The organism is Kumtagia sp. (genome assembly GCF_059502445.1).
This window is the reverse complement of sequence record NZ_JCACER010000051.1, coordinates 17,929-41,609: the sequence shown is the minus strand read 5'-3', so window position 1 is coordinate 41,609 and position 23,681 is coordinate 17,929. Positions and strand designations below refer to the sequence as shown.

The window sequence follows — 23,681 nt, the reverse complement described above, 5'->3', positions numbered from 1 at the left end:
CTATTTGACCCTCTCGAATTGTCAATCGCAATCGTAAGAAAATTTTTTACACTTTTAACTGATTGAATATAAAAGAACTTTTGAAGTTTAAATCTCCCGCCTTCCGCTTTTTCGCTTCCAAAAGTAATAAACTGCCATTATAGGCGGCGGGACGGAATGGGCGCCAAACGCAGCGGAGGAGACGATGCGCAATCGGGACGAGGCGATTGCGGCCCTGAAGCGCGCCGCGGCGGACGAGGCGCCGCTCCTCATCGTCGGCGGCGGCATCAACGGCATCGGCCTCTACCGTGACCTGGCGCTGCAGGACGTGCCCGCGATCCTGGTCGACAAGGGGGATTTCGCCTCCGGCACCAGCGCTGCGCCGTCGCGGCTGATCCATGGCGGGTTGCGCTATCTCGAAACCGGCGAGTTCGAGCTGGTGCGGGAATCGGTGGTGGAGCGCAACCACCTCCTCAGGAACGCTCCCCACCTCGTAAAACCCCTGCCGGTCTGGGTGCCGGCCTTCAACTGGTTCGGCGGCCTGTTCTCGGCCGGTTTGCGTTTCCTCAAGCTCAAGAAGACGCCGGGCGCCAAGGGCATGCTGGCGATCAAGCTCGGCCTCGTCTTCTTCGACCGGTTCGGGCGGGGCAGCCGGACCATGCCGCGCCACCGGATTCTTTCGCGGGCGGAAAGCCGGCGGAAGATGCCGGGGCTGTCCGACCGCGTCCGCGCGGTGGCGGAATACTATGACGCGCGGCTCCTGCATCCGGAGCGCCTGGCGCTCGAGCTGGTCAAGGATGCGGAGCGCGACTGCCCGCGCTCGGTAGCCGCGCCCTATGTCTCGCTTGTCGGCATGACGGGCGGCGAGGTGATCCTGCGCGACGAGATCGGCGGCGGGGAGATCAGGCTGCGGCCGCGCCTGGTGGTCAACTGCGCCGGCGCCTGGGCCGACGAGGCGAACCGCCGGCTCGGCATCGACAGGCGCCTGATCGGCGGCACCCGCGGCTCGCATCTGGTCATGCGGCGGCCGGACATCGCCGCCCAGCTCGGCGACGGCATGCTGTATTTCGAGACGCGCGACTTCCGCGCCTGCCTGGTCTACGCCCTCGATGCCGAGCTCGTCCTGCTCGGCACCACCGACATCCGCGCCGGGGATCCCGACCACGCCGCCTGCTCGGAAGAGGAGATCGACTACCTTTTCGACGTGCTCGACCAGGTCCTGCCCGGCAGCAGGGCGCGGCGCGAGGAGATCGTCTTCGCCTATGCCGGTATCCGGCCCCTGCCCTACAGCGGCGACGGGGCAACCGGCGCCATCAGCCGCGACCACGCGCTCAGGGACTTCGAGCCGCGGGGGCCGCGCGCCTTCCCGGTGATGACGCTGGTCGGCGGCAAGTGGACGACCTACCGCGCCTGCGCCGAGCAGATTGCCGACGCCGTGCTTGCGCGCCTCGGCGCCGCGCGTCGCCGCGATACGCTGGCTGAGCCGATCGGCGGCGGCGCCGGCCTGCCGGCGGAAGGCAAGGAATTGCGGCAGGCGATCGCCGACGTCGTCCGCGCCACGGGTCTCGATGCGGCCGTCGTGGCGAAATTCTTCCGCCGCTACGGCAGCCAGGCCCGCGCGGTCGCCGAAGCGGTCGTCGCCGATGGCGCCGACCGCATCGACACGCGCGGCCTCTATCACGCCGGCGAGATCCGCTGGATCGTCGCCAACGAGCGGGTGACCCGTCTGGCCGATATCGTGCTGCGGCGCACCCTCATGCCGTTCGAGAACGCCGTGACCCCGGACGCGCTCGATCGCATCGCCCGGATCGCCGGCGACGTGCTCGGGTGGAGTGATGCCCGCCGCGCCCTTGAGGTCGCCGAGACGGCGGAGCTACTGGAGAGCCGCTACAGGGTGAAGACGGCCCGCGCGGCCGAACCGGCGGCGGGATAGGGTCTGTCGCAGGCGGCTTGTCACCATCCGTCAGGATTATTTTCTTATAATCTATCCCCTTCCTTCTCGACCGGAGCGATAATTGCGCCGCCTGTGCCGAAGGGGTGGCGATGGACTGGAATGCGGCGATCGACAAGAACCGGGAAGCGCTGAAGCGCATCGTCGCCATGCTCGTCGCCATGGCCGGGCTGGATCTCGGGGAACTCAGGGGACAGTTTACTTTGTTTCGGCAGAAGGGCACAGCCGCTTCAAGGTTGTCGCGGGCCGAAAAAAGTAAACTGTCCCCAGAACTTACCCTTCAACGCCGCCTCCACCGTGCCATACTCCGGCTCTTGCGCCCTGCCGAAGCCGCGGTGCGGCGCCTCATCGTCGTGGCCGCACGTGGCCTCGTCGTCGCCTTGCCGGCGCCCCGGCAGAAACCGCAGCCGAAATTCCGGCCCGGAGCCGGCCCCGTCCGCATGCCGGCGCGGCCGAAAACCCGCGCCTGTCGCGCGACCCTGCCGCTGCTCGATCCGCTAAAACCCTGGAGCCGCCGCCTGCGGCGGGCGCCGAAAGGCGTGCCGCGCATCTCCGTTCCCGGCTACAGCGAGCCGTTCCGCATCCCCGCCTGGTCGCCCAACGACCCGATCGACGCGTCACGGCTGGACTCGCGGCTGCTGGCGCTGGTTTTGGCGCTGGACGACCTGCCCGGCCAGGCAAGGCGCTTCGCCCGCTGGCGGGCACGCCGCGACGCCGCCCTCGCGCGCGAGCGGGAATCCGGCGGTCTGCGCCGGTTCGGCCGCTTCTCGCCGCTGAAACCCGGCCGGCCGCCGGGCTGGCGGCGAAAAAAGCCCGTTCATGAGGTGCACGAGGTTCTCGACGTCCTGCACGGGCTTGCCCAGTGGGCACTGGAGCCGCCCGACACGTCATGACGGCCGGCCTGCCGGAACAAAGAGCGAAACATGGACGGCCAGCGCGATTTTTTTCGCGGCCGGGCGACGATACGCGCTGCCGGCAAGTACCATGCGCCGTCGGGCGAAAGCTGATATCGGGCCACTCTAACCCCGAACCTCGACAGACCCCGGATCAGGCACAGACGCCGTCCGACGCAGGCGACGTCAGATGCAGCGGCCGCCGTCGACCTCCAGCGCGACGCCGGTGATCATGCCGGCTTCCTCCGAGCACAGGAAGGCGGCGGCGTTGCCCATGTCCTGCGGGGTGGAGAAGCGACCCAGCGGGATCGTCGCCAAGAATTTCGCGCGTATCTCCGGCGTGTCCTCGCCCATGAAGGTTTTCAGCAGCGGCGTTTCCCCGGCCACCGGGTTGAGCGCGTTGACCCGGATGCCGAACGGCGCCAGTTCCACCGCCATGGCGCGTGTCGCCGTGATCACCCACCCCTTAGAGGCGTTGTACCAGGTCAGGTTCGGGCGCGGGCTGACGCCGCCGGTCGAGGCGATGTTGAGGATGGCGCCGCCTTTCTGCTGTTTGAACAAGGGCACGACCAGGCGCGCGCCGAAATAGATCGACTTCATGTTGACCGCCGCGACGCGGTCGAACATCGCCTCCTCGACCGTCTCCAGCGGCTGCGGCTCGTGGCCGACGCCCGCATTGTTGACCAGGATGTGCAGCCCCCCGAAGGCCGACTGCGCCTTCTCGACCGCCGCGGCAAAGCCGGCTTGCGTGGCGATGTCGGCGGTAGCCGCGACCGCCGCTTCGGGGAACGCCTTGGCGACGCGCTCGGCCGCCGGGCCGTCCCGGTCGACGACGACTACGCGGGCGCCTTCCTCCACGAATTTCCTCACGATGCCTTCGCCGAAGCCGGACCCTCCCCCGGTGACGATGGCGACCTTGTCCTTGAGTTTCATGCCGTCCTTCCCAAATTTTGGTGCGGCCATCCCGCCGTACCGGCGATGCCGTCCTCAGTCGATCCTGATGAAGACGCCCTTGGTGTTGAGATATTCGTGCAGGTGCTCGACGCCGCCCTCGCGGCCGTAGCCGCTCATCTTGTAGCCGCCGAACGGCACCGCCGGATCGATGGCGTGATAGGTGTTGACCCATACCGAGCCTGCCCGGATTCTTCGCGACAGCCGGTGGGCCTTGGCGACGTCGCGGGTGAACACGCCGGCGGCCAGGCCATAGGGCGTGTCGTTGGCCCGCTCTACCGCCTCGTCCAGCGTGTCGAAGGGCAGCGCCGAGATGACCGGCCCGAAAATCTCCTCGCGGGCGATCCGCATGTCGTCCCTGACGCCGGCGAAGACGGTGGGGGCGATGAAGTTGCCGGCGGCAAAGGTGCCTTCGGTGAGGCGGGTTCCGCCGGTGACCAGGCGGGCCCCTTCCTCCCGGCCGGATGCGAGGTAGCCGGTCACGCGCTCCAGCTGCCGCGGCGAGACGAGCGGGCCGATCTCGGTCGCCGGATCGATGCCGTCGCCGATCCGAAGGCCCTCGGCGTAGGCGGCGAGCCGCGCGATGAACTCGTCATGGATCGATCGCTCGACGAACAGCCGCGAGCCGGCGATGCAGATCTGTCCCGAATTGGCGAAGACCGACATGGCGGCGACGGGCACCGCCTTCTCCAGGTCGGCGTCGGCGCAGACGATGACCGGCGACTTGCCGCCGAGCTCCAGCGACACGCGCTTGAGATTGCCGGCCGAGGCGCGGATGATGCTCTGGCCGGTCGCGGTCGAGCCGGTGAAGACGATCTTGTCCACGCCCATGTGCTCGGCGAGCGGCGCGCCGGCCTCGCGGCCGGTGCCGGTGACGATGTTGACCACGCCCGCCGGCACGCCGGCTTCCGCCATGATGTCGGCGATCAGCAGCGGCGTCAGCGGCGCCTCCTCCGACGGCTTGAGCACGATGGTGCAGCCGGTGGCGAGCGCCGGGCCGATCTTCCAGATCGAGGCGGCCGTCGGCGCGTTCCACGGGATGATGGCGCCGACCACGCCGACCGGCTCGCGGTGGGTGAACGAGACGACCTCGCCCGGCAGCGAGTTGTCGATCGTCTCGCCATGCAGCGCCGTCGCCATGCCGCCGTAGAAGCGCAGCATGCCGACGACGCGGTTCCTGTTGGCGCGGGTGCGGCTGATCGGCAGCCCCATGTCGAGCGTGTCGGAGCGGCAGATTTCTTCCCAGTGCTTCTCGAACAGGTCGGCGATCCTGAGCAGCAGGACCTGCCGCTCGTATGGCTTGAACCGGCTCCACTCTCCGTCGAAGGCGGCACGCGCCGCCCGGACGGCGGCGTCGATGTCCTGCTTGCCGCCGCGCGGCACGGTGGCGAGCACCGAGCCGGTCGCCGGATTGCGCGTCTCGAACGTCTCGCCCGAGACCGCATCGACCCAGTCGCCGCCGATGAACATCTTTCGATGGCGTCCGTCGATCGGCTGTCGCTGCGCCGCGTTGCACCCTGCGCTCATGACAATCCCTCCTCCTGGTCACCCTCCCGCGACATTCAGGCCAGCGCCTTCATGGCTGCCTTGATGAAGTCGAGCCGCATCTCGGAGCCGCAATGCGAGGAGTTCCTGTGGAGTTCGACCTCTTCCGGGGTCATGTAGACATGTCTGGGCACCGCGCCGAGGATGACGGCGACGGTGTTGTTGGCCGGGCTGACATAGATCCACTGGCCGTAGCTGCCGAGCGCCATGTAGTCGCCGCCCTCGCGCACCCACCACAGGTAGCCGTAGCCCTTGTAGGCGGAGTCCGCGCCGCCGGCGACACCGCGCTCGCCGCCGAAATCGAAGGCGAAGTTCGGAGCACTCGGCGTGGTCGAGTCCTTCACCCAGCCGTCCGGCACCACGCGCTTGCCGTCGATCACGCCGTCGGCCAACATGAACAGCCCCCAGCGCGTATAGTCGCGCAGGGAGGCGCCGCAGCAGCTTCCGACCACCTCGTGCCCGTCGTCGGAATCGAGGATGAAGAAGCCGTCCTGCTCGAACCCGAACGGCTTCCACAGCCGCTCGGAGCAGTAGTCGGCGACGGTCATGCCGGTGGCGCGGCTCAGCACATGGCTGAGCAGGAAGGTGTCGCCGGTATTGTAGTAGAACTGCGTGCCGGCCGGATTGGCCTTCGGACGGGTCTTCAGATAGTTGACGATGTAGTCCGGCGTGCGCGCCGCGATGACCTTGATGTAGTGCTCGGCGACATCGGTGGTGAGGTCGTCGGTGTTCTCGACCCAGGACACGCCCGAGGCCATGTTGAGCAGGTGGCGGATCGTCACGTCCCGATAGGCCGAGCCTTCGAGCTCCGGCAGGTAGTCGACGACCGACTGGTCGATGCTTTTGATCGCGCCGTCCTGGACGGCGGCGCCGACCAGTATGGCGGCGAGCGACTTCACCATCGACGACGACTGCCAGCAGCGCTCCGGGTTCAGGCCCTTGGCGTAACGCTCCAGCTTGATCTCGCCGTCCTTGACGACGAGCAGGCCGCTGACGAACTCCCGGCGCATCAGGTCGTCGATGGTGCGGGTCGCCCCGTGGCTCTCGAAAGTGATATCCAGAGGCCGCGCTGCCTGCGGCAGTGGCTTCGGCGTGCCTCTTCTGATCGTGCGGGTCGCCCAGATGCGGTCCCAGTTCAAAAACGCCTCGGCCTGGATGTTGGGCGACCACAGCAGGAAATCGCCGGCGAGATGGCGGCGGAAGAACGGCTCGACCGGCTCTCCGTCCACGGTCGTGCCCAGTCTGACGTGATTGTTCATGCGAGCCTCGCTTTCGTTTCTTCCACAACGGTGCGGGCGACGCCGTAGCGTCGCGGCTGGTCGATGCCCGGTTCGGCGTCGATCAGCTTCCTGGTGTAGGCATGCCGCGGGTTCCTGAAGACTTCCGCCGCCGTGCCGGTCTCGACGAAATTGCCGCGGTACATGACGCCGACGCGGTCGGAGATGGTCTCGACCACGGCGAGGCTGTGGCTGATGAACAGGAAGGCCAGGCCGTAGCGGTCGCGCAGGTCGCGGATCAGCGCGAGCACCTGCGCCTGCACCGACAGGTCGAGCGCCGACACCGGCTCGTCCGCCACCACCAGCTTGGGCCTGCCGATGATGGCGCGCGCGATGGCGATGCGCTGGCGCTGGCCGCCGGAGAATTCGTGCGGATAGCGCGCGGCATCGGGCGGCGACAGGCCGACGCTGGCTAGCGTCTCGCCGACCAGTTCCTCGCGCGCCTTGCCGCGCGGCGCGGCGGGATCGAGGAACAGCGGCTCGGCGACGATGCGCGACACGCTCTGCCTGGGATCGAGCGATCCCTGCGGGTCCTGGAAGACCATCTGGAAGCCCCGCCGCAGCCGCAGAAGCTCGGCGCGCGACTTGGCGAAAATGTCCTCGCCCTCGAACAGCACCTGCCCGCCGGTCGGCCGGTCCAGGCCCATGACGATGCGCGCCAGCGTCGACTTCCCGCAGCCGCTCTCGCCGACGATGCCATGGATGGTGCCCGGCTCGATCGAGAAGCTGACGCCGTCGACGGCCTTCAGCGCGTGCCCGGACGCGCTGTGGTACGCGCGCTCGAGGTTCCTGACTTCGAGCAGTAGCGTGGAGCCGCCCGGCCGGACACCTGTGGCCGGCGGTGCAAACTTCTGGGCCCGCGGCAGCGCGCCGATCACGCGCTGCGTGTAGGGTTGCGACGGCCGGCGCAGGACCTGCTCGGTCTCGCCGCTCTCCACGGGCCGGCCGCCACGCATGACCAGCGTGCGCTCGGCGATGCTGGCAACGACGCCGAGATCGTGGCTGATCAGCAGCAGCGACATGCCGAGCTCGGCGATCAGTTCGCCCAGCAGCTCCAGCACTTCCGCCTGCACGGTGACGTCGAGCGCCGTCGTCGGCTCGTCGGCGATCAGCAGGCGCGGCCCCGGCGCCAGCGCGATGGCGATGCCGACGCGCTGGCGCTGGCCGCCCGACAATTCGTGCGGATAGGCATCGATGCGCCGAGCCGCCTCGGGAATGCGGACGCGCTCCAGCAGCCGCAGCGCCTCGGCGCGCGCCGCCGCGCGCGACATCCCTTTGTGGGCGAGGATGCCCTCGGCGATCTGGTCGCCGATGCGCATGGCCGGATTGAGGGCGGTCATTGGCTCCTGGAAGATCATGCCGATGCGGGCGCCGCGCACCTGCTGCATCTGCCGCTCGCCGAGCTTCAGGAGATCGGTGCCGTCGAGCACGATGCCGCCATGCGCCTTCATGCCGCGCGGCAGCAGGCCCATGATGGCGAGCGAGGTCAGCGACTTGCCTGATCCCGACTCGCCGACGATACCGAGCGTGCCTCCGTCCGGAATGGTGAAGGCGACATCCTCCACCAGCGTCTTCGCCGGCAGGCGCCAGCGCGACAGATTGATCGCATCGATGCGCACGTCGAGCGTCATGCGCGCCCCCGCGAACGGGGGTCAAGGACGTCGCGCAGGCCGTCGCCGACGAGGTTCAGGCCGAGCACGGCAACGGCGATGGTGACGCCGGGGGCGATCGCCATCCATGGTGCCTGGGCGAGATAGGTCTGCGCGTCGCTCAGCATGCGGCCCCAGCTCGGCGCCGGCGGGGCAAGGCTCAGCCCGAGAAAGGACAGGCCGGCCTCGACCAGGATCGCCAGGCCGATCTGGATCGTCGCCTGCACGGCGACCGCACCGGCGATGTTGGGCAGCACGTGGTCGACGGTGATGCGGAACCTGCCCTTGCCTGCCGCCTGCGCGGCCAGGCAGAAGTCTAACGCCCAGATGCGCAGCGCCGCCCCGCGCGACACGCGGATGAACACCGGGATGTTGAACAGGCCGATGGCGAGCACGGCGGTGCCGCCGCCGGGGCCGATGAGGGCCGCGATCATGATGGCGGAGATCAGCGCGGGGAAGGCGAAGACCACGTCGGCGAAGCGCATGATCACCTCTTCGATCCAACCGCGCCGCGCCGCCGCCAGAGCCCCGAAGCCGACGCCGACCACCAGGCCGAGCAGGACAGAGAGGAAGGCGATCGACAGCGAGTTCCAGGCACCCGCCATGATCATCGAGAAGATGTCGCGGCCGAGCGCGTCGGTACCGGCCAGGCCGGAGGTCAGCGGCGGCTTCAGCTTGTTGGCGATCTGCAGGCGGGTCGGGACCTGCGGCGTCCAGAACCGCGACAGCACCGCCATGCCGATGACCAGCGCCGTGATGGCGATGCCGAGATGCAGGCCGAAGCGCGGCCCGAGGGCGAAGCGCGGCGCGGTGGCGGTGGCGTTCGTCATCGCGCCGCCCTCAGTCTCGGGTCGAGCCAGAGATAGGCGAGGTCGACGGCGAAATTGACCAGGATCACCAGGCCGGCGAAGAACATGGCGACGCTGCGGATGACGACGAGATCGCGCTGCGCCAGCGACTGATAGGCGAGCCGGCCGATGCCCGGCAGGTTGAACACGTTCTCGACGAGCACGGCGCCGGCGATCAGGAACGAGAACTGCAGGCCGATGATGGTGACGATGGGCACCAGCGCGTTGCGCACGGCATGACGCCACAGCACGCGCCGCTCGGTCAGCCCCTTGGCCTTGGCGGTGCGGATGAAATCCTCGTCGGCGACGTCGAGAACGGCCGAGCGCGTGACGCGCGTCAGCACCGCAGCCTGCGGCAAGGCGAGCGCGACCGCCGGCAGGAGCAACGCCTTGACCGCCGCGAGCGGATCGCTCCAGCCGGGAAAGCCGCCGGCCGAGAACCAGTGCAGGGTGACCGAGAACAGCAGGATGAGCAGGATGCCGAACCAGAAGTCCGGCACGGCGATGCCGACCTGGGCGAAGACGGAAGCCGCCCGGTCCGGAGCCTGGCGCGGCCGGGCGGCGGCCATGACGCCGAGCCCGACGCCGATGGCGACCGCGATGACCAGCGCGATCAGCGCCAGCGGCAGGGTCACCTGCAGCCGCTCGGCGATCAGCCCGGCCACCGGCACGCCGTAGGACGCCGAGCTGCCGAGATCGCCCGTGAAGGCGCCGGCTATCCAGGTGAGGTAGCGGACATAGCCCGGCTGATCGAGGCCGAGCTGCTGCTCCAGCGCGGCGATCGTGTCGGGCCGCGCCGCCGTCCCGAGCAGGATGGCGGCGGCGTTGCCGGGCAGAAGGTCCATGGTTGCGAAGATCAGCAGCGACACGATGAACAGCGTCAGCACGAAGGAGCCCAGCCGGCTGAAAGCGATCCGAAGCATCAGCGCGGCCGATCTCCGCCCGCGAGGGCTCCGGGGTCAGGCAGGTTGCACATGTCCGGCACCACAAAGTCCGCTGGTCCTGCCGCGCCGGCATGGCGCGGCAGGACGAGATTGCTCATTCGGCCCAATAGGCGTCCCGCACATAGACCTGCGAGATCGGCTCGTTCTCCCACAGGCCCTCGAGCCTGGCGCTCCAGACGTTGAGGCGCGGCAGGTCGAAGAGATAGAGGGCCGGAACCTCGTCGGCGAGTATCTTCTGCGCCTCGCCGTAGAACTTGTCACGCTCGCCGTCGTCGGCGGTCTTGTCGGCGGCGGCGATCAGCCCGTCGAACTTCGGGTTCTTGTAGTTGAAGTAGTAGCCGGGGCGCGAATAGATATCGATGTCCATCGGCTCGGCATGGTCGATGATCGACATCTCGTAGTCGCGCTTGATGAACACCTCGTCGATCCATTTGGCCGGGAATTCGCTCGGCACGATGTTGAGCGTGATACCGACCTCGGCCAGCAATGCCTGCATGACTTCCGACGCCCGCGTCGTGTAGCTCATCTGCGGCGCCTTGATGGTCAGCGTGAAGCCGTCCGCGTATCCGGCCTCGGTCAAAAGGCTTTTGGCCTTCTCGGGATCGTAGGGAATCTCGCCGGTCATGTCGACATAGCCGCGGTCGGTCGGGGCGAAGTGGCTGCCTATCGCCTTGCCGTAGCCGGAATAGGCGCCGTCGATGATCGCCTGGCGGTCGATGGCACTCATCATCGCCTGCCGCACCTTGACGTTGTCGAGCGGCGGCTTCTCGCTGTTGAGCGCGGCCACCAGCTTGCGCGGCGTGGCGCCGACCACGGTCTTGAAGCGCGCGTCGTTCTGGAATTCGCCGAACAGCTCGGGCGCGGTGAAGTTGGGAAAGCCGTCGATGTCGCCGGCCCGAAGCGCCGCGGCCTGCGCCTGCGCATCGGCGATGAAGCGGAAGGTGACCGCCGACAGCTTCGGCACGCCCTTGTCCCAATAGCCGTCGTTGCGCACCATCTCGACCTGGTTGCCGCGCTGCCAGCTCTTGAACTTGAACGGGCCGGTGCCGACGGGGTCGGTCTTGTTGGCATCGACGGTCTTTGGGTCGATCATCACCGCGTCGCCCCAGGCGAGGTGGTAGACGAACAGGCCGGAGGGCTGCTTGAGCTTGATGATCGCCGTCATCGGGTCCGGCGTCTCGATCACCTCGATCGGCTCGAAGAACTGCTTTTGCGCGTTGGTCGAATCCGGCGCGCGGGCGCGGTCGAGCGAGAACTTGACGATCGCGGAATCGAACGGCGTGCCGTTGTGGAAGGTCACGCCGGGGCGCAGCTTGAAGGTGTAGGTCAGCCCGTCGGGCGAGGTCGTCCATTCGGTGGCGAGCAGCGGCTTGACCTTGCCGTCCTTGTCGAGCGTCACCAGCCCTTCGTAGATGTTGCCCCAGGTGACCTCGCGGATGGCGACGGGCGCCGAAATGGTGGGGTCCAGCCCAGTCGGCTCGACCGGCAGCCCGAGGGTCAGCGTATCCTTGGCCGCGGCGAAGGACACGCTCGAGAAAAGCGCCAGTGCGGCGAACGCCAGGCGCAGGCCAGTCCGTTGCGTGATCATGTCTCCCATTCTCCAGACAGCGCCGCCGATCGTGCCGGCGGACCAACCAATTTGTTCCGTGTTCCCGATCGGACGAATCCGGGCTGCGCGAAATTCGGCGGCGCCTCTTGGTGCGCCTTGTCCGAACCGGCCCTGTGACCAGCGCATGCGAAAGCCTATGGGGGCGAGCAATAAGTTGTCAAATTATTTTATTGCTTTTTCTCGAAGCGTCGGGGATTTTGCCAGGGACGGCAAGGCACGGGCGTTCCCCCGCGAATAGGCGCGAGGCGGAAGGAGGGCAGCATGGGCGAATTGCACTACTGGTCGATCGGCGAGCTGTCGCAGAAGCTGCGGCGCACCGAGATCTCCCCCGTCGAGGTGGTGCGGGCGCTGCTCGACCGCATCGAGAAGCTGGACGGGACGCTCCATTCCTACATCACCGTCATGCGCGAGCAGGCGCTCGCCCGCGCCCAGGTCGCGGAGGCCGAGCTGCTGCGTGGACAGTGGCGCGGCCCGCTGCACGGCGTGCCGCTGGCGGCCAAGGATCTGTTCTACACCAAGGATGCGCCGACCTCGGCCGGCATGAGCATCCACAAGGACTTCGTGCCAGACTACGACGCGACCGTGATCGAGCGGCTCTACGGCGCCGGCGCGATCATCCTCGGCAAGCTGACGCTCACCGAAGGCGCCTACACCAACAACCACCCGATCTTCCCCGTGCCGATCAATCCGTGGAACGCCGATTACTGGGCCGGCACCTCGTCCAACGGCTCGGGCGTGGCGACCGCAGCCGGCCTCGCCTATGGCGCGCTTTCCACCGACACCGGCGGCTCGATCCGTTTCCCTTCGGCCTGCAACAGCATCACCGGCATCAAGCCGACCTGGGGGCGCGTCAGCCGCCACGGCGTCTTCACCCTGTCGCATTCTCTCGACCATGTCGGGCCGTTCGCGCGCAGCGCCGAGGACGCGGCAGCGATGCTGACTGCGATCGCCGGTCCCGACGCCAACGACCCGACCGCGATCCAGGCGCCGGTGCCGGATTATCTCGCGGCAACCGCGCGCGGCGTGCGCGGCCTGCGCATCGGCGTCGACGAGAGTTTTATCGGCACGCGCACCCATCCGGAGGTCGTCGCCGCGGTGGAGGCGGCGCGCAAGGTCCTGCAAGGGCTCGGCGCGCGCATCCTGCCGGTCAGCTTCCCCTCGCCCTATGACGCGCTGCGCGGCTGGTTCGACATATGCGGCGCGGAGACCGCGCAGGTCCACGCGGCCACCTATCCGTCGCGCGCCGCCGACTACCATTCCGGCATGGCCGGCCTGATCGAGCACGGCCGCACGGTCAGCCCGGTCAAGGTCGCCGACGCCTGGGTGAAGCGGCTCGAATTCTCCGGCCGGCTCGCCGCCGCCTTCGCCGATGTCGACCTGATGCTGATCCCGACCATGACCACGCCGACGCCGACATTGCCGGAACTGGAAGCGTTCGGCGCCGACGAAGACGTCCTGTTGCAGATGATCCGCTACACCGCGCCCTTCGACCTCGCCGGCAACCCGACCATCGTGCTGCCGGCCGGTTTTGCGCGCAGCGGCGTGCCGATCTCGATGCAGCTCGTCGGCAAGCACGCCGCCGAGGACGTGCTGTGCGCGGCCGGCCACGCCTTCCAGCAGGCAACCGACTGGCATCTGCGCCGCCCGATAGACTAGTGGGCAATCGCCTATGAATTTACCCCCACCCCTAGCCCCTCCCCACAAGGGGGAGGGGGACTGGCTTGCAACTCCGCCCGGCGCAAATCGTCGACTGTTTCACGCGGCATTGCGGCCGCAAAGACCCCCTCCCCGTTTTGGCTACGATATGCATACATCTGTTCCGAGAGCCGGTGCCCGCTGGTGTCCAGCGCCCTCGTGGTTCGACAAGCTCACCATGAGGGCTACTGGTAGGCCCGTTCGTCACGACTGTCGTTTGCGCCAATCACCCACAGCGATAGGCACGACGATTCCAGTAGCCCTCATGGTGAGCTTGTCGAACCACGAGGGCGCCAGACACGGCGATCGGTCGGCTTTTCGCCTCGTTGCAGCCCGGAAACCCAACCATGCCGAGCCGTGACCTGACCGAGAACGCCGCCGGCTCGGCCGCCGCCACGCCGCCCCGGCGCGGGAGGAAGCCCAAGCAGGCCGGCGCGCCGGAATCGACGAGAGGCCTGTTCGAGACCGGCCGTCCCGGCGGGCTGCACGAGCGGGTCTACCGCAGCCTGGTCCATGCGATCGTCTCGGGAAAATTCGGGAGGGGCTCGCGCCTGCCCTCCGAACCCGAGCTGGCCGCCACCTTCTCGGTGTCCCGTCCCGTCGTCCGGCAGGCGCTGGTCCGCCTGCGCGAGGAAGGCGTAATCCAGTCGCTGCGCGGCTCCGGGAACTACGTGATCGGCGTCGACGACCTGCTGGCGGAAAAACTTTCCAGGTCGAGTTCGCCGCAGCAGCTCCAGCATCTTCTCGACGACCTGGAGTTCCGCCTGGTGATCGAGCCGGAAGCCGCCTGCCTGGCGGCGCTGCGGCGCAGCCCTGCCGACATGCAGCGCATCGAGGCCGCGCTGAGACGTTTCGAGGAGGCGCATGCCAGCGGCGCCATCACCCATCATTTCGACTACCTCTTCCACGAGGCGATCGCCGTGGCGGCGACGAACCCGCGCTTCGTCGAGGCAATCCACGCGCTGGAATACCAGCCGGACGACGAGCGCCTGCTGTTGCGCCATCTCGTGCATTTTCAGCCGTCCGCCCGTGGCACCGCCGTGATCGCCGAGCACGCCGAGGTGCTGAACCTGATTAAGCGGAGGGACGGCGAGGCCGCCCGCGAGGCGATGCGCGCCCACATCGAATCGGCCCGCCGGAGACTGACGAAATATCTGGAAACGCTGATCGCCAGTCGTCCGTAGACGGCTGCCCTATCCGCCCGGGCCGACCGTGAAACGGACCTGGACGCTACCCGCCGAGCTCGGCGGCGATGCACTTCTTGGCGCGTGGGATCGCCGCCGGGCTCATGCTCAGCTCGGTGAGTCCCATGGCCAGGAATTTCGGGATGAGGTCGGTGCGAGCCGCCGCCTCCCCGCACATGCCAACCATGATGCCTGCTTCCGTGCCAGCCTTGGCCGTCATCTCGATCGCCGCCAGTACGGCGGGATTAGCGACGTCGTTCAGCGCCGCGATCTGCGGGTTCAGGCGGTCGGCGGCCATCACGTACTGGGTGAGATCGTTGGTGCCTATCGAGAAGAAGTCGACCTGGCGGGCGAGATCGCGCGCCACGAACACCGCCGCCGGCGTCTCGATCATGACGCCGAGCGCGAAGTCGGCGAACGGCTTGCCCTCGGCGGCGAGCTCGGCCTTGCAGTCGTCGATCAGCGCACGGCTGCGCGTCACCTCGTCCAGCGTCGAGACCATCGGCAGCATCACCTTGACGTTGCCCAACGTCGCCGCGCGCAGCAATGCCCGCAGCTGCGGCTTGAACACGTCGGGTCGGTCGAGGCACATGCGCACGCCGCGCCAGCCCAGGAAGGGATTGGCTTCCTGCGGGAAGACGACGCCGGCGACGGGCTTGTCGCCGCCGATATCGAGCGTGCGGATGATGACCGGGTCGGGGGCAAAGGCGCGCGCGGCCTCCGCATAGACCTCGTACTGCATATCTTCGGTGGGCAAGCCGCCATGCTTCATGAACAGCAGTTCGGTGCGGAACAGTCCCACCCCCATGGCCCCGGCTTCGCGCGCGGCATCGATCTCCTCGATGGAGCCGATATTGGCGGCGACCTCGATCTGCGTGCCGTCGGCGCGGCGTGGCCGCAGGTCGCGGAAGGCGCGTAGTGCTTCCTCCTCGCGCGCGGCGGCGTGGATGCCCGCCTCGAAGCGTTCGCGGATCGTCGCATCTGGATCCGGATGGACCGCGCCGGTGTTGCCGTCGATGGCAACTTCGCCGGCCTTGCGCAAGGCCTCGATCGAGCCGCCCAGCCCGAGCACGGCGGGAATGCCGTGGGCGCGTGCGATGATGGCGACATGCGAGGTGGCGCCGCCATGGGCGCACACGACGCCCCTGACCAGCTTCAGCGGCGCGCGCGCCAGATCCCAGGCGCCGACGTCCTCGGCGACGATGATGGACGGTTCGCTGATCGCGTCGAGACCGACGTCGCGCTCGCCGGCCAGCGCCAGGCAGAGCTGCCGTGCCGTCGCCCGCACGTCGTCGGCGCGCGCGTTGAGGTAGGCGTCGGGCACGCGCGTGAAGGCGGCCGCAGTCGCCTCGGTCGCCGCCAGCACCGCATCGGTGGCATCCATGCCCTGACGGATCGCCGCCTCCACATCGTCGACGATCGCTGCGTCGGCGGCGATCTCGCTGAGCGCCGTGACGATGGCCCGGTCGGTCTGCGACAGGTCGGCGCGCGCCAGCTCGGCACGCATCTGCTCCTGCACGGCGGCGACCGCGGCGCGGAAACGCGAGATCTCCTGGTCGATAGCGTCGGCCGCGACGCGGCGATGCGTCGGGGCGAACGTCCTGGGGAAATAGTGGAACGCCCGCGCGAGCGCGAGGCCTTCGCTGGCGGCGATGCCCTTCACGGAGCCGGCGGCGCCGGCCGGAGATGGCGATGCCTCGGCCTGAGGTGAGGCAGCTCCGGCAGCAGGTGCGGCCGGCGCGGGCTCAGCGGCGGTCGTCGGCTCGCCCTCTGCGTCCAACCCGGCCTGTGGGTTTTCCAGGAAGTCGACCAGCGCGTCGAGCGCCCGTCCGGCATCGGCGCCTTCGGCGCGCAGCGTCACCTCGTCGTTCTCCTTGACGGCGAGCAGCATCAGCTTGACCGGGCTCTTGGCGCTCGCGGCCTTGGCACCCCTCACGATCTCGACATCGCAGTCGAAGCTCTTGGCGAGCTTCACGAAGCGCGTGGCCGGGCGCGCGTGCAGGCCTTCGTGCACGCGCACGATCGTCGAGCGTTCCATGGTAGCAATCTCGTCCTTCGTCCCGGCTACGGCCGGCCGATGGTGATGACGGCGCCGACCGTGAGCGCCGCTTTCAACGCCGCGCCGTCGACGGCGGAGGCGCAGATCTCTCCCGGCCGCTCGGCTTCGACGGCGTCGTTGAAGTTGACGACGACGTGACCGATCTCGGCGACCTTCTTCCAGGCCGTGGGACCGAGCGCCGTGATGGTCGCCTCCAGCGAGCCGATGGCGATCGGAGCACCGATCGCGGGAGCCTCGCCGGCGTCGACGTCGGGCTTGTGCAGCACGGACACCTCCGCGAGCTCCGGCGGCGCGCCGTCGGCGAACAGGATCAGCACCCCGCCTTCGGCAAGGTCGGCCACTTCCGGTCCGACCGCGGTGATCCGCGTCTTGAGGTGCATGGTCATCGGCATTCTCCTGCCGGCACACTTGCGCCGGTACTACAGCATTGCAGACTGGGGCCGGCGACGTACACCGCCGCCGGCCCCGACGATCAGAACACGACCAGGCTGACCAGCCAGGCGATCAGCACCGACACCGGACCCATGATCTGGCGGCTAATCAGCACCGCCGGGACGCCGATCTCGATGGTCTTCGGCTTGGCCTCGCCGAGTGCCAGGCCGACCGGCACGAAGTCGCAGCCGACCTGCGTGTTGTAGGCAAACAGCGCCGGCAGCGCCATGGCCGGCGCGATCGTGCCGTTGGCGATCTGCGGACCGATGATGGCGACGCCGATCACCTGCGCGATGACGGCGCCGGGCCCGAGCACCGGCGACAGGAACGGCAGGCCGCAGATCGCCGAGATGATCAGCAGGCCGACGATGTTGTTGGCGAGCGGTCCCATCGGCTGCGCCAGCACGTCGCCGATGCCGGTATAGAGGATCAGGCCGATCAGCATGGTCACGAACGCCATGAACGGCAGCACGTTGCGGACCACCTGGTCGATGGTGCGGCGGCCGGCATTGAAGAAGATGCCGACGACGCGCCCCATGACGCGGCCGATGCTGGCGATCAGGTTGACGAAACCGCCACCCTGCACCGGCTCCGGCGCCGGCCTGGCCGATGCGGTCGCTGCCGCAGCCGCCGCCGGGGCGGCAGCCTGCGTCGGTGTTTCCGAGCCGTCGGCCATCTCGATGTTCGCCGCGCTCACGCCCGACACGTAGATGTCCTCGGTGATGAACTGCGCCAGCGGCCCGGCCTGGCCGACCGGCGTCAGGTTGACGGTCGGGATGCGTTTGCGCGGATAGACGCCGCAGCGGGCGGTGCCGCCGCAGTCGACGACGACGACCGCCATCTCGCTCTCGATGGGCGGCGCGCGGAAGCCGTCGACCGCCTCGGCGCCGGTCAGGTCGGCGATGCGCTGCGCGACCGGGTCAATGCCGCCGCCGGTGACGGAGACGATCTTGTTGCGCTGCTCGGTCGGCTGGATGACCAGCGGACCACCCCAGCCCGACTTGCCGCGCGAGATTTTTACGGACTTGTATGTCTTTGCCATGGTGGATCCTCCTCCGGTCCCGACGTCAGAGTTCCACGCCCTGGCGGCGCGCCATGATCATGGTGATGCGTTCGGTCAGCATCCCCTTGAGCAGGATCACCACCAGGCCGACGATCGCGTACCAGATCGCCATCTGGATATGATAGCCGTTGGGCACGGTGCCGTTGCGCTCGAGTTCCTGCAGCGCCACCAGCACGCCGCCCCAGACGAAGTACTCGCCCGGATTGATGTGGGGGAACAGGCCGAGCGGCGGGTGCACGTAGGACACCGCCGCGTCGTAGAAGGCGGGCTTGTGCTTCTCCTCGAGGAACGCGCCGAAGGTATAGGCCATCGGGTTGGTCAGGAAGAACACAGAAAGCACCGGCAGCAGCGTGTAGCGGGTGAGCGCGATGCGCCCGGCGCCGCGGGCGATGCCGTGGACGCGTTCCTCGCCGACCAGCTCGGTCAGCGCGTAGAACGCCGTCATCAGCACGACCAGGGTCGGGATGATGCCGGTGACGAAGCCGGCGAAGACCTCGCCGCCCTTCTGGAAGATGCCGATGAAGTAGCGGCCGATATTGGCGAGCCAGCCGAGCTGCTCTTCCTGGGCGACCGTATCGAGCCGCTGCTTGAACTCGTCGACGGTGATGTCACCGCCCGCCTGTGCCAGAACGACGAGCTTTTCGCTCGCGCCCTGCAGCGCCAGCTTGCCGTGCAGCGCCGCATCGGTGGCGACGCTGCCCAGATCGGGTAAATTCAGATGGCCGTAATCGGCTAACATGGATGCCAGCATTCGAGTCCTCCGTTCCCCTCTTCCCCCCGCTCATGCGGCGGCGAATTCCTGATTGATGCCTGGTGCAGCAGCCTTCGAGCGGATCTTGTCGACCTGTTCGATGGCCAGTGCGATTGCCTTTTCCTCGCTGTCGGCGGCATCCGGGTTGCGGCCGGCTCGGAATTCCGCCAGCGTCATGCCCTCGACCTCGCGCTCGCGACGGAATTTCGTGAAAACCGACCGGCCGGTCATGAGGAGCAGCCGCTGCACGACCAGATCCGGGCTCACCACGAGCAGCGCGATCGTGCCCTTGCGCAAGCGGCCGCGCGCATGGCCCGCGCCGACATAGCCGTCCTGGAAGCGACCGGTAATTCCCTTGAAGACGTCGGCGTAGTGCCGCATCTGAAACCAGACGCCGATAGACTGCATCAACCACACCAGGCCGAGCGCAAGCAGTGCCCACTGCCAAATTGCCATCTCTGCGTACCTCCCTAGTCTCCTCCGATATCGCGGCTAATGAACATTTGTCTTCCAGAATGTCAATATGTATAAGTGCGCACCCACAACAGTGTCGTCGTGTTGGCCGCCCCGCGGCGCGCATGAACCTGGACCTCCGGAGGAACCCTGATGGCGGCTGAACGCCTCTTCATCTTCGACTGCGACGGCGTGCTCGTGGACAGCGAGCCGCTCGCCGCCAAGGCCTATGTTCATGCCTATGCAGGGCGCGGGCTGACGATCGGGCCGGAGGTGATCGCCGAATGCATCGGCATGAAGCAGGCCGATATCTTCGCCCGCATCGAGCAGCTGACCGGGGTGGTGTTTCCGGCCGCCCATGCGGACGACATCTGGAAGGTGACCCGGGAGATCTTCACCGAGGAGCTGCAGCCGACCCCGGGCATAACCGAGTTCCTCGAAACGCGGGACCGGCCGCGCTGCGTGGCGTCGTCCTCCTCGGTCGAGCGCATCCTGCACAGCCTCACCCTGACGAAGCTCCTGCACCATTTCGACGGCGCGATCTTCAGTTCATCGATGGTGAAGCGCGGCAAACCGGCGCCCGACCTGTTCCTGTTCGCGGCCGAGCGCCTCGGCTATGCGCCCCAGAATTGCGTGGTGATCGAGGATTCGCCCTTTGGCGTGCAGGCGGCCGTGGCGGCGGGCATGACCGTGCTCGGCTTCACCGGAGGCGGTCATTCGGGCCCCGCCCTTGCCGCCCAGCTCAAGGCCGCCGGCGCCGAGCTCGTCTTCGACGGCTGGCCGGCCATCGCCGCCTGGCAGCGCGCCAACGAGCTCTGACCGGCAGCCGGTGCCGCCGATCCATCTGCGTCTTTGCTTGTTTGACGATCTCGCCCGAAACGTCCGCAACCTTTCGAGATCATGCCCTACCGGACGATCTCCGCAAGCAGTCTCGCGACCGCCTCGCGGGCCTCGAGGTGCGGCATGTGACCGAGCCCGGCGAAGAGATGCACGCCGACATGGCCAGGCAGGCCCTGCACCTGCCGCGACGGGATGATCCGGTCGGCGCCGCCGGCAATGACCTTGACCGGCATGGCAAGGCGCTCGAACAGCCCGCGCACCGAAAAGCGCTGCGTCGCCTGCGAAAACAGCAGCGGGCCGAGCCGCGTCTGCGCCGCCGGCAGGCGGCCGTCGGCGCGCGCGCGCAGCGTCGCCTTGACGAAGCCGTCCGAAAGAACCGCCGGATCGGCGACCAGTTCGCGCATCCATGTCCGCAGCGCGGTCTCGTCATGCGCGGCGGCAAACCCCTCGGTGAAGCCGGTGTTGATCTCCGGGCCGAGGCCGGCCGGCGCGATCAGCAACAGCGAACGCGCCTCGACCGCGACGCCGGCCGCCACCGCGGCGGCGGCCGCGCCGCCCAGCGAATGACCGGCGAGATGCGCCACGCCGATGTTTTGGGCGGCAAGCTCGCTCTCGACATGCGCGACCAGGTCGTCGAAGCCCCCGGCCGGCAGATCGACGGCCGCGCCGTGGCCGGGCAGATCGATCGACAGGATCGGTATCCGCCGGTCGAACGCCGTGAGCAGCGGCCGCCAGCTGGCGGTCTCCGAGCCGAAACCGTGGATCAGCACGAGTGGCGTCCCCTCGCCCTGGCGCAGCCATGTCGATGCGGCCGACGATTGGCGGGTGATGGGGGCTGTAGCCTGTCCGACCGCCCTTGCGCGGACTTCCACGTCACCACGAGCTGGAGTGTGCCCGGCGGCCGGCACGACCGCAGGAGCCTTTTCTCTCGCTTCGGCGGCAACCGTCGCCGCCCGCTCCACATCCTTCGCCTGCACGCGGCCCTTGGGGCCGGTGCCGTCGAGGGCGGCGAGATCGACGTTGCGCTGACGTGCCAGTCGCCGCGCCAGCGGCGTGGCACGTATGCCGGCCACGGATTCCGAACCCGGCTCAATCTGAGAAGCTGACACTGCCGGCGCGGCTCCATTGGCTGCAGGCGCGGGCGGCGCGGCCGGCCCAGGGACGGAGGGCACCGCAGGTATCGGCGCCGCGTCCGCCTTCGCCGGCGTCTCGCCTTCGGCATAGATCCAGGCGACCGCCTCGCCGACGGGAATGTCGACGCCTTCCCGGCCGGTGACGTTGGCGAGCGTGCCGCTGGCGGGCGCGTCGATCTCCATGGCCGCCTTGTCGGTCTCGATCTCGAAGAGCAAGTCGCCCTTCTTCACCGCCGCGCCTTCCTCGACGAACCAGCGCGAGATGCGCCCGGTCGCCATGTCCATGTCGACCTTGGGCAGGATGACTTCGGTCGGCATCGGTCAGCGCCTCCCGTTCACCAGTTCGCGCGCCGCCGTGACGATGTCCGGCACCTGCGGCACGACCGCCTTTTCGAGCTCCGGATTGTAGGGGATAGGGGTCTCGGCGCCGCCGAGCCGCACGATCGGGCCGTCGAGATAGTCGAAGGCCTCGCTCTCGGCGATCATGGCGCTGACTTCGGCGCCGACGCCGAGCGTCTTGACGCCCTCGTAGACGCACAGCAGCCGCGACGTCTTCTTGACGCTGGCAATGACGGTGTCCTTGTCCATGGGGCGGATCGTCCTGAGGTCGACCACCTCGGCGTCGATGCCCTCGGCTGCCAGCGTCTCGGCCGCTTCCAGCGCCTTGTGCACCATGATCGCGGTCGCCACGATGGTCAGCTGCGAGCCCTGGCGGCGCACCTCGGCCTTGCCGATCGGCACGGTGTAGTGGCCCTCCGGCACCGGGCCCTTCATCTTGTAGAGCAGCTTGTGCTCGAAGATCATCACCGGGTCGGGATCGGCGATCGCGGCGAGCAGCATGCCCTTGGCATCATGCGGCGTCGCCGGCTGGATGACTTTCAGGCCGGGCACATGGCCGAACCACGCCTCGAGGCTCTGGCTGTGCTGGGCGGCGGCGCCGGTGCCCGAGCCGGCGGGAAAGCGCATCACCACCGGCACCGACACCTCGCCGCCGAGCATGTAGCGCATCTTGGCCGCCTGGTTGACGATCTGCTCCATGGCGAGCGTGGCGAAATCGGAAAACTGGAATTCGAAGATCGGCCGCATGCCGGTGACGGCCGCGCCCACCGCGACGCCGGCGCCGCCGAGCTCGGAGATCGGCGTGTCGCGCACACGCTCCGGGCCGAAGCGCTCGACCAAATCGCCGGTGACCTGGAAGGCTCCGCCATAGACGCCGATGTCCTCGCCCATCAGGAAGACTCGCTCGTCCGCCTCCATGGCGATCGCCATCGCCTCCTGGATGGCCTGGGCATAGGACAGTTCACGGGCGGTCATCGTCATGCGCTCTTCTTGCCTTGCCGTCGGTCAGTCGGTGTAGACGTACATCGCGACGTCCTGCGTCAGCGGCATCGGGCTCGCCTTGGCGAACTCGATGCCGTCGGCAATCTCGCGCTCGACGTTCTCGCGCAGCGCCTCCACCGCATCCCGGGTCATGATGCCGTATTCGACGAGCTGGCTCTCGAACCGGCCGATCGGATCCCTGGCGACCCAGGCCTCGATCTCTTCCTTGGTGCGGTAGCGGTTGCGGTCGCTCTTGGAGTGGCCGCGATGGCGATAGGTCTTGCATTCGATCAGCGAAGGGCCTTCGCCGGCCCTGGCCCGCTCGACAGCCGCGACCGAAGCTTCCGCCACCGCCGACAGGTCGTTGCCGTCGACGATGACGCCGGGCATGGCATAGGCGGCGGCGCGGTCGGCGACGTTAGGCACGGCGGTCGAGCGCGCCGTCGAGGTCGACATGCCGTAGCCGTTGTTCTCGCACACGAAGATCACCGGCAACTTCCAGACCGCCGCGATGTTGAGCGCCTCGTGGAAGGCGCCCTCGTTGTTGGCGCCGTCGCCGAAGAAGGAGACGACCACGTCGTTGCGCTTCTGCATCCGGATGGAGAGCGCGGCACCCACCGCGATGGGTATGCCGCCGCCGACGATGCCGTTGGCGCCGAGATTGCCTTTGGACACGTCGGCGATGTGCATCGAGCCGCCGCGCCCCTTGCAGTAGCCGGTGGTCTTGCCGAAGAATTCGGCGAACATGCGCTTCACCTCGGCGCCCTTGGCGATGCAATGGCCGTGGCCGCGGTGGGTCGAGGTGATCATGTCGGCATCGGTGAGCGGCAGGCAGATGCCGACCGCCGAAGCCTCCTGGCCGATCGACAGGTGCATGGTGCCGTGCACCAGGCCGCGCATGTAGCTTTCTTCCGCACCCTCCTCGAAGCGGCGGATCAGGTACATCTGGCGCAGCGCATCCTCGAGCACCGCCGGCTCGAAGTGGCTGAGCGCGAACGGGCGGTTGTCGCCGCGAACGGAATCGGCAACAGCTTGCGCCTGAGCCTTGGCCATGGGTCAAACCTCCAGTTCAGAAACGACGATGTGTGTGCCGGCGCCCGGCCGG

At 68.2% G+C, this 23,681-nt stretch carries 20 protein-coding genes; 5 read left to right on the top strand and 15 right to left on the bottom strand.

Annotated features, from left to right (window positions below; genetic code table 11):
* Positions 1-184 precede the first annotated feature (184 nt).
* Together AC5JDC_RS16480 and AC5JDC_RS16475 are read left to right on the top strand one after the other, a co-directional pair.
* Positions 185-1,912, top strand: a complete 1,728-nt coding sequence (locus AC5JDC_RS16480; protein WP_495842799.1) for a glycerol-3-phosphate dehydrogenase/oxidase — start codon at positions 185-187, stop codon at positions 1,910-1,912.
* A gap of 110 nt (positions 1,913-2,022) precedes the next feature.
* Positions 2,023-2,823 (top strand): hypothetical protein, encoded by an 801-nt coding sequence (locus AC5JDC_RS16475; protein WP_495842797.1) that lies wholly within the window; start codon positions 2,023-2,025, stop codon positions 2,821-2,823.
* 186 nt (positions 2,824-3,009) lie between these two features.
* Here the strand turns inward: AC5JDC_RS16475 and AC5JDC_RS16470 are convergent, their stop codons facing one another.
* From AC5JDC_RS16470 to AC5JDC_RS16440, 7 genes are all read right to left on the bottom strand, one after another.
* Positions 3,010-3,756: a glucose 1-dehydrogenase gene (locus tag AC5JDC_RS16470; protein WP_495842795.1), complete on the bottom strand. Its 747-nt coding sequence runs from the start codon at positions 3,754-3,756 to the stop codon at positions 3,010-3,012.
* A gap of 54 nt (positions 3,757-3,810) precedes the next feature.
* Positions 3,811-5,301, bottom strand: a complete 1,491-nt coding sequence (locus AC5JDC_RS16465; protein ID WP_495842793.1) for an aldehyde dehydrogenase family protein — start codon at positions 5,299-5,301, stop codon at positions 3,811-3,813.
* A gap of 35 nt (positions 5,302-5,336) precedes the next feature.
* On the bottom strand, positions 5,337-6,578 hold the full coding sequence (locus tag AC5JDC_RS16460; protein ID WP_495842791.1) for a serine hydrolase domain-containing protein: 1,242 nt from the start codon (positions 6,576-6,578) through the stop codon (positions 5,337-5,339).
* Positions 6,575-8,227: a dipeptide ABC transporter ATP-binding protein gene (locus AC5JDC_RS16455; RefSeq protein WP_495842789.1), complete on the bottom strand. Its 1,653-nt coding sequence runs from the start codon at positions 8,225-8,227 to the stop codon at positions 6,575-6,577. Before AC5JDC_RS16455 ends, AC5JDC_RS16460 begins: the two co-directional genes overlap by 4 nt.
* Entirely contained in the window at positions 8,224-9,075 is an 852-nt protein-coding gene (locus AC5JDC_RS16450; protein ID WP_495842787.1) for an ABC transporter permease, read from the bottom strand. Before AC5JDC_RS16450 ends, AC5JDC_RS16455 begins: the two co-directional genes overlap by 4 nt.
* Entirely contained in the window at positions 9,072-10,016 is a 945-nt protein-coding gene (locus AC5JDC_RS16445; RefSeq protein ID WP_495842785.1) for an ABC transporter permease, read from the bottom strand. Before AC5JDC_RS16445 ends, AC5JDC_RS16450 begins: the two co-directional genes overlap by 4 nt.
* 115 nt (positions 10,017-10,131) lie before the next feature.
* Complete coding sequence (locus tag AC5JDC_RS16440; RefSeq protein WP_495842783.1) at positions 10,132-11,625, bottom strand: ABC transporter substrate-binding protein; 1,494 nt, start codon at positions 11,623-11,625, stop codon at positions 10,132-10,134.
* Between the two features lie 282 nt (positions 11,626-11,907).
* Here AC5JDC_RS16440 and AC5JDC_RS16435 point away from each other — a divergent pair, with 282 nt between their 5' ends.
* Together AC5JDC_RS16435 and AC5JDC_RS16430 are read left to right on the top strand one after the other, a co-directional pair.
* Positions 11,908-13,302: an amidase gene (locus AC5JDC_RS16435; protein ID WP_495842781.1), complete on the top strand. Its 1,395-nt coding sequence runs from the start codon at positions 11,908-11,910 to the stop codon at positions 13,300-13,302.
* Between the two features lie 386 nt (positions 13,303-13,688).
* Positions 13,689-14,525 carry a FadR/GntR family transcriptional regulator gene (locus AC5JDC_RS16430; protein ID WP_495842779.1) on the top strand — a complete coding sequence of 279 codons (837 nt, stop codon included), beginning with the start codon at positions 13,689-13,691 and terminating at the stop codon, positions 14,523-14,525.
* Positions 14,526-14,571: 46 nt separating this feature from the next.
* On the opposite strand, the gene ptsP is transcribed toward AC5JDC_RS16430, so the two are convergent.
* The 5 genes from ptsP to AC5JDC_RS16405 all read right to left on the bottom strand — a co-directional run bounded on the left by ptsP (position 14,572) and on the right by AC5JDC_RS16405 (position 19,211).
* A complete protein-coding gene (gene ptsP / locus AC5JDC_RS16425) occupies positions 14,572-16,563 on the bottom strand; it encodes a phosphoenolpyruvate--protein phosphotransferase (RefSeq protein ID WP_495842777.1) in 1,992 nt (663 codons plus the stop codon).
* 26 nt (positions 16,564-16,589) lie between these two features.
* A complete protein-coding gene (locus tag AC5JDC_RS16420; RefSeq protein ID WP_106772688.1) occupies positions 16,590-16,970 on the bottom strand; it encodes a PTS glucitol/sorbitol transporter subunit IIA in 381 nt (126 codons plus the stop codon).
* Between the two features lie 86 nt (positions 16,971-17,056).
* Positions 17,057-18,058, bottom strand: a complete 1,002-nt coding sequence (gene srlE / locus AC5JDC_RS16415) for a PTS glucitol/sorbitol transporter subunit IIB (protein ID WP_106772687.1) — start codon at positions 18,056-18,058, stop codon at positions 17,057-17,059.
* A 25-nt stretch (positions 18,059-18,083) separates the two neighbouring features.
* A complete protein-coding gene (gene srlA, locus AC5JDC_RS16410; RefSeq protein ID WP_106772719.1) occupies positions 18,084-18,818 on the bottom strand; it encodes a PTS glucitol/sorbitol transporter subunit IIC in 735 nt (244 codons plus the stop codon).
* A gap of 42 nt (positions 18,819-18,860) precedes the next feature.
* Positions 18,861-19,211 (bottom strand): transcriptional regulator GutM, encoded by a 351-nt coding sequence (locus tag AC5JDC_RS16405; RefSeq protein ID WP_425351340.1) that lies wholly within the window; start codon positions 19,209-19,211, stop codon positions 18,861-18,863.
* 225 nt (positions 19,212-19,436) lie between these two features.
* On the opposite strand from AC5JDC_RS16405, the gene AC5JDC_RS16400 reads away from it, so the two are divergent.
* Positions 19,437-20,102, top strand: coding sequence for an HAD family hydrolase (locus AC5JDC_RS16400; protein ID WP_495842773.1), 666 nt, complete (start codon positions 19,437-19,439; stop codon positions 20,100-20,102).
* An 86-nt stretch (positions 20,103-20,188) separates the two neighbouring features.
* Here the strand turns inward: AC5JDC_RS16400 and AC5JDC_RS16395 are convergent, their stop codons facing one another.
* The 3 genes from AC5JDC_RS16395 to AC5JDC_RS16385 are packed head-to-tail and all read right to left on the bottom strand — an operon-like array spanning position 20,189 to position 23,629.
* Positions 20,189-21,574: an acetoin dehydrogenase dihydrolipoyllysine-residue acetyltransferase subunit gene (locus AC5JDC_RS16395; protein ID WP_495842771.1), complete on the bottom strand. Its 1,386-nt coding sequence runs from the start codon at positions 21,572-21,574 to the stop codon at positions 20,189-20,191.
* Between the two features lie 3 nt (positions 21,575-21,577).
* A complete protein-coding gene (locus tag AC5JDC_RS16390) occupies positions 21,578-22,576 on the bottom strand; it encodes an alpha-ketoacid dehydrogenase subunit beta (RefSeq protein WP_495842769.1) in 999 nt (332 codons plus the stop codon).
* Positions 22,577-22,600: 24 nt separating this feature from the next.
* Positions 22,601-23,629: a thiamine pyrophosphate-dependent dehydrogenase E1 component subunit alpha gene (locus AC5JDC_RS16385; RefSeq protein ID WP_495842767.1), complete on the bottom strand. Its 1,029-nt coding sequence runs from the start codon at positions 23,627-23,629 to the stop codon at positions 22,601-22,603.
* Positions 23,630-23,681: the final 52 nt, after the last annotated feature.

Excerpts from the sequence above, each read along its gene's own strand:
- AC5JDC_RS16480 (WP_495842799.1), top strand. The coding sequence starts at position 185 with ATGCGCAATCGGGACGAGGCGATTGCGGCCCTGAAGCGCGCCGCGGCG.
- AC5JDC_RS16475 (WP_495842797.1), top strand. The coding sequence starts at position 2,023 with ATGGACTGGAATGCGGCGATCGACAAGAACCGGGAAGCGCTGAAGCGC.
- AC5JDC_RS16470 (WP_495842795.1), bottom strand. The coding sequence starts at position 3,756 with ATGAAACTCAAGGACAAGGTCGCCATCGTCACCGGGGGAGGGTCCGGC.
- AC5JDC_RS16465 (WP_495842793.1), bottom strand. The coding sequence starts at position 5,301 with ATGAGCGCAGGGTGCAACGCGGCGCAGCGACAGCCGATCGACGGACGC.
- AC5JDC_RS16460 (WP_495842791.1), bottom strand. The coding sequence starts at position 6,578 with ATGAACAATCACGTCAGACTGGGCACGACCGTGGACGGAGAGCCGGTC.
- AC5JDC_RS16455 (WP_495842789.1), bottom strand. The coding sequence starts at position 8,227 with ATGACGCTCGACGTGCGCATCGATGCGATCAATCTGTCGCGCTGGCGC.
- AC5JDC_RS16450 (WP_495842787.1), bottom strand. The coding sequence starts at position 9,075 with ATGACGAACGCCACCGCCACCGCGCCGCGCTTCGCCCTCGGGCCGCGC.
- AC5JDC_RS16445 (WP_495842785.1), bottom strand. The coding sequence starts at position 10,016 with ATGCTTCGGATCGCTTTCAGCCGGCTGGGCTCCTTCGTGCTGACGCTG.
- AC5JDC_RS16440 (WP_495842783.1), bottom strand. The coding sequence starts at position 11,625 with ATGATCACGCAACGGACTGGCCTGCGCCTGGCGTTCGCCGCACTGGCG.
- AC5JDC_RS16435 (WP_495842781.1), top strand. The coding sequence starts at position 11,908 with ATGGGCGAATTGCACTACTGGTCGATCGGCGAGCTGTCGCAGAAGCTG.
- AC5JDC_RS16430 (WP_495842779.1), top strand. The coding sequence starts at position 13,689 with ATGCCGAGCCGTGACCTGACCGAGAACGCCGCCGGCTCGGCCGCCGCC.
- ptsP (WP_495842777.1), bottom strand. The coding sequence starts at position 16,563 with ATGGAACGCTCGACGATCGTGCGCGTGCACGAAGGCCTGCACGCGCGC.
- AC5JDC_RS16420 (WP_106772688.1), bottom strand. The coding sequence starts at position 16,970 with ATGACCATGCACCTCAAGACGCGGATCACCGCGGTCGGACCGGAAGTG.
- srlE (WP_106772687.1), bottom strand. The coding sequence starts at position 18,058 with ATGGCAAAGACATACAAGTCCGTAAAAATCTCGCGCGGCAAGTCGGGC.
- srlA (WP_106772719.1), bottom strand. The coding sequence starts at position 18,818 with ATGTTAGCCGATTACGGCCATCTGAATTTACCCGATCTGGGCAGCGTC.
- AC5JDC_RS16405 (WP_425351340.1), bottom strand. The coding sequence starts at position 19,211 with ATGCGGCACTACGCCGACGTCTTCAAGGGAATTACCGGTCGCTTCCAG.
- AC5JDC_RS16400 (WP_495842773.1), top strand. The coding sequence starts at position 19,437 with ATGGCGGCTGAACGCCTCTTCATCTTCGACTGCGACGGCGTGCTCGTG.
- AC5JDC_RS16395 (WP_495842771.1), bottom strand. The coding sequence starts at position 21,574 with ATGCCGACCGAAGTCATCCTGCCCAAGGTCGACATGGACATGGCGACC.
- AC5JDC_RS16390 (WP_495842769.1), bottom strand. The coding sequence starts at position 22,576 with ATGACGATGACCGCCCGTGAACTGTCCTATGCCCAGGCCATCCAGGAG.
- AC5JDC_RS16385 (WP_495842767.1), bottom strand. The coding sequence starts at position 23,629 with ATGGCCAAGGCTCAGGCGCAAGCTGTTGCCGATTCCGTTCGCGGCGAC.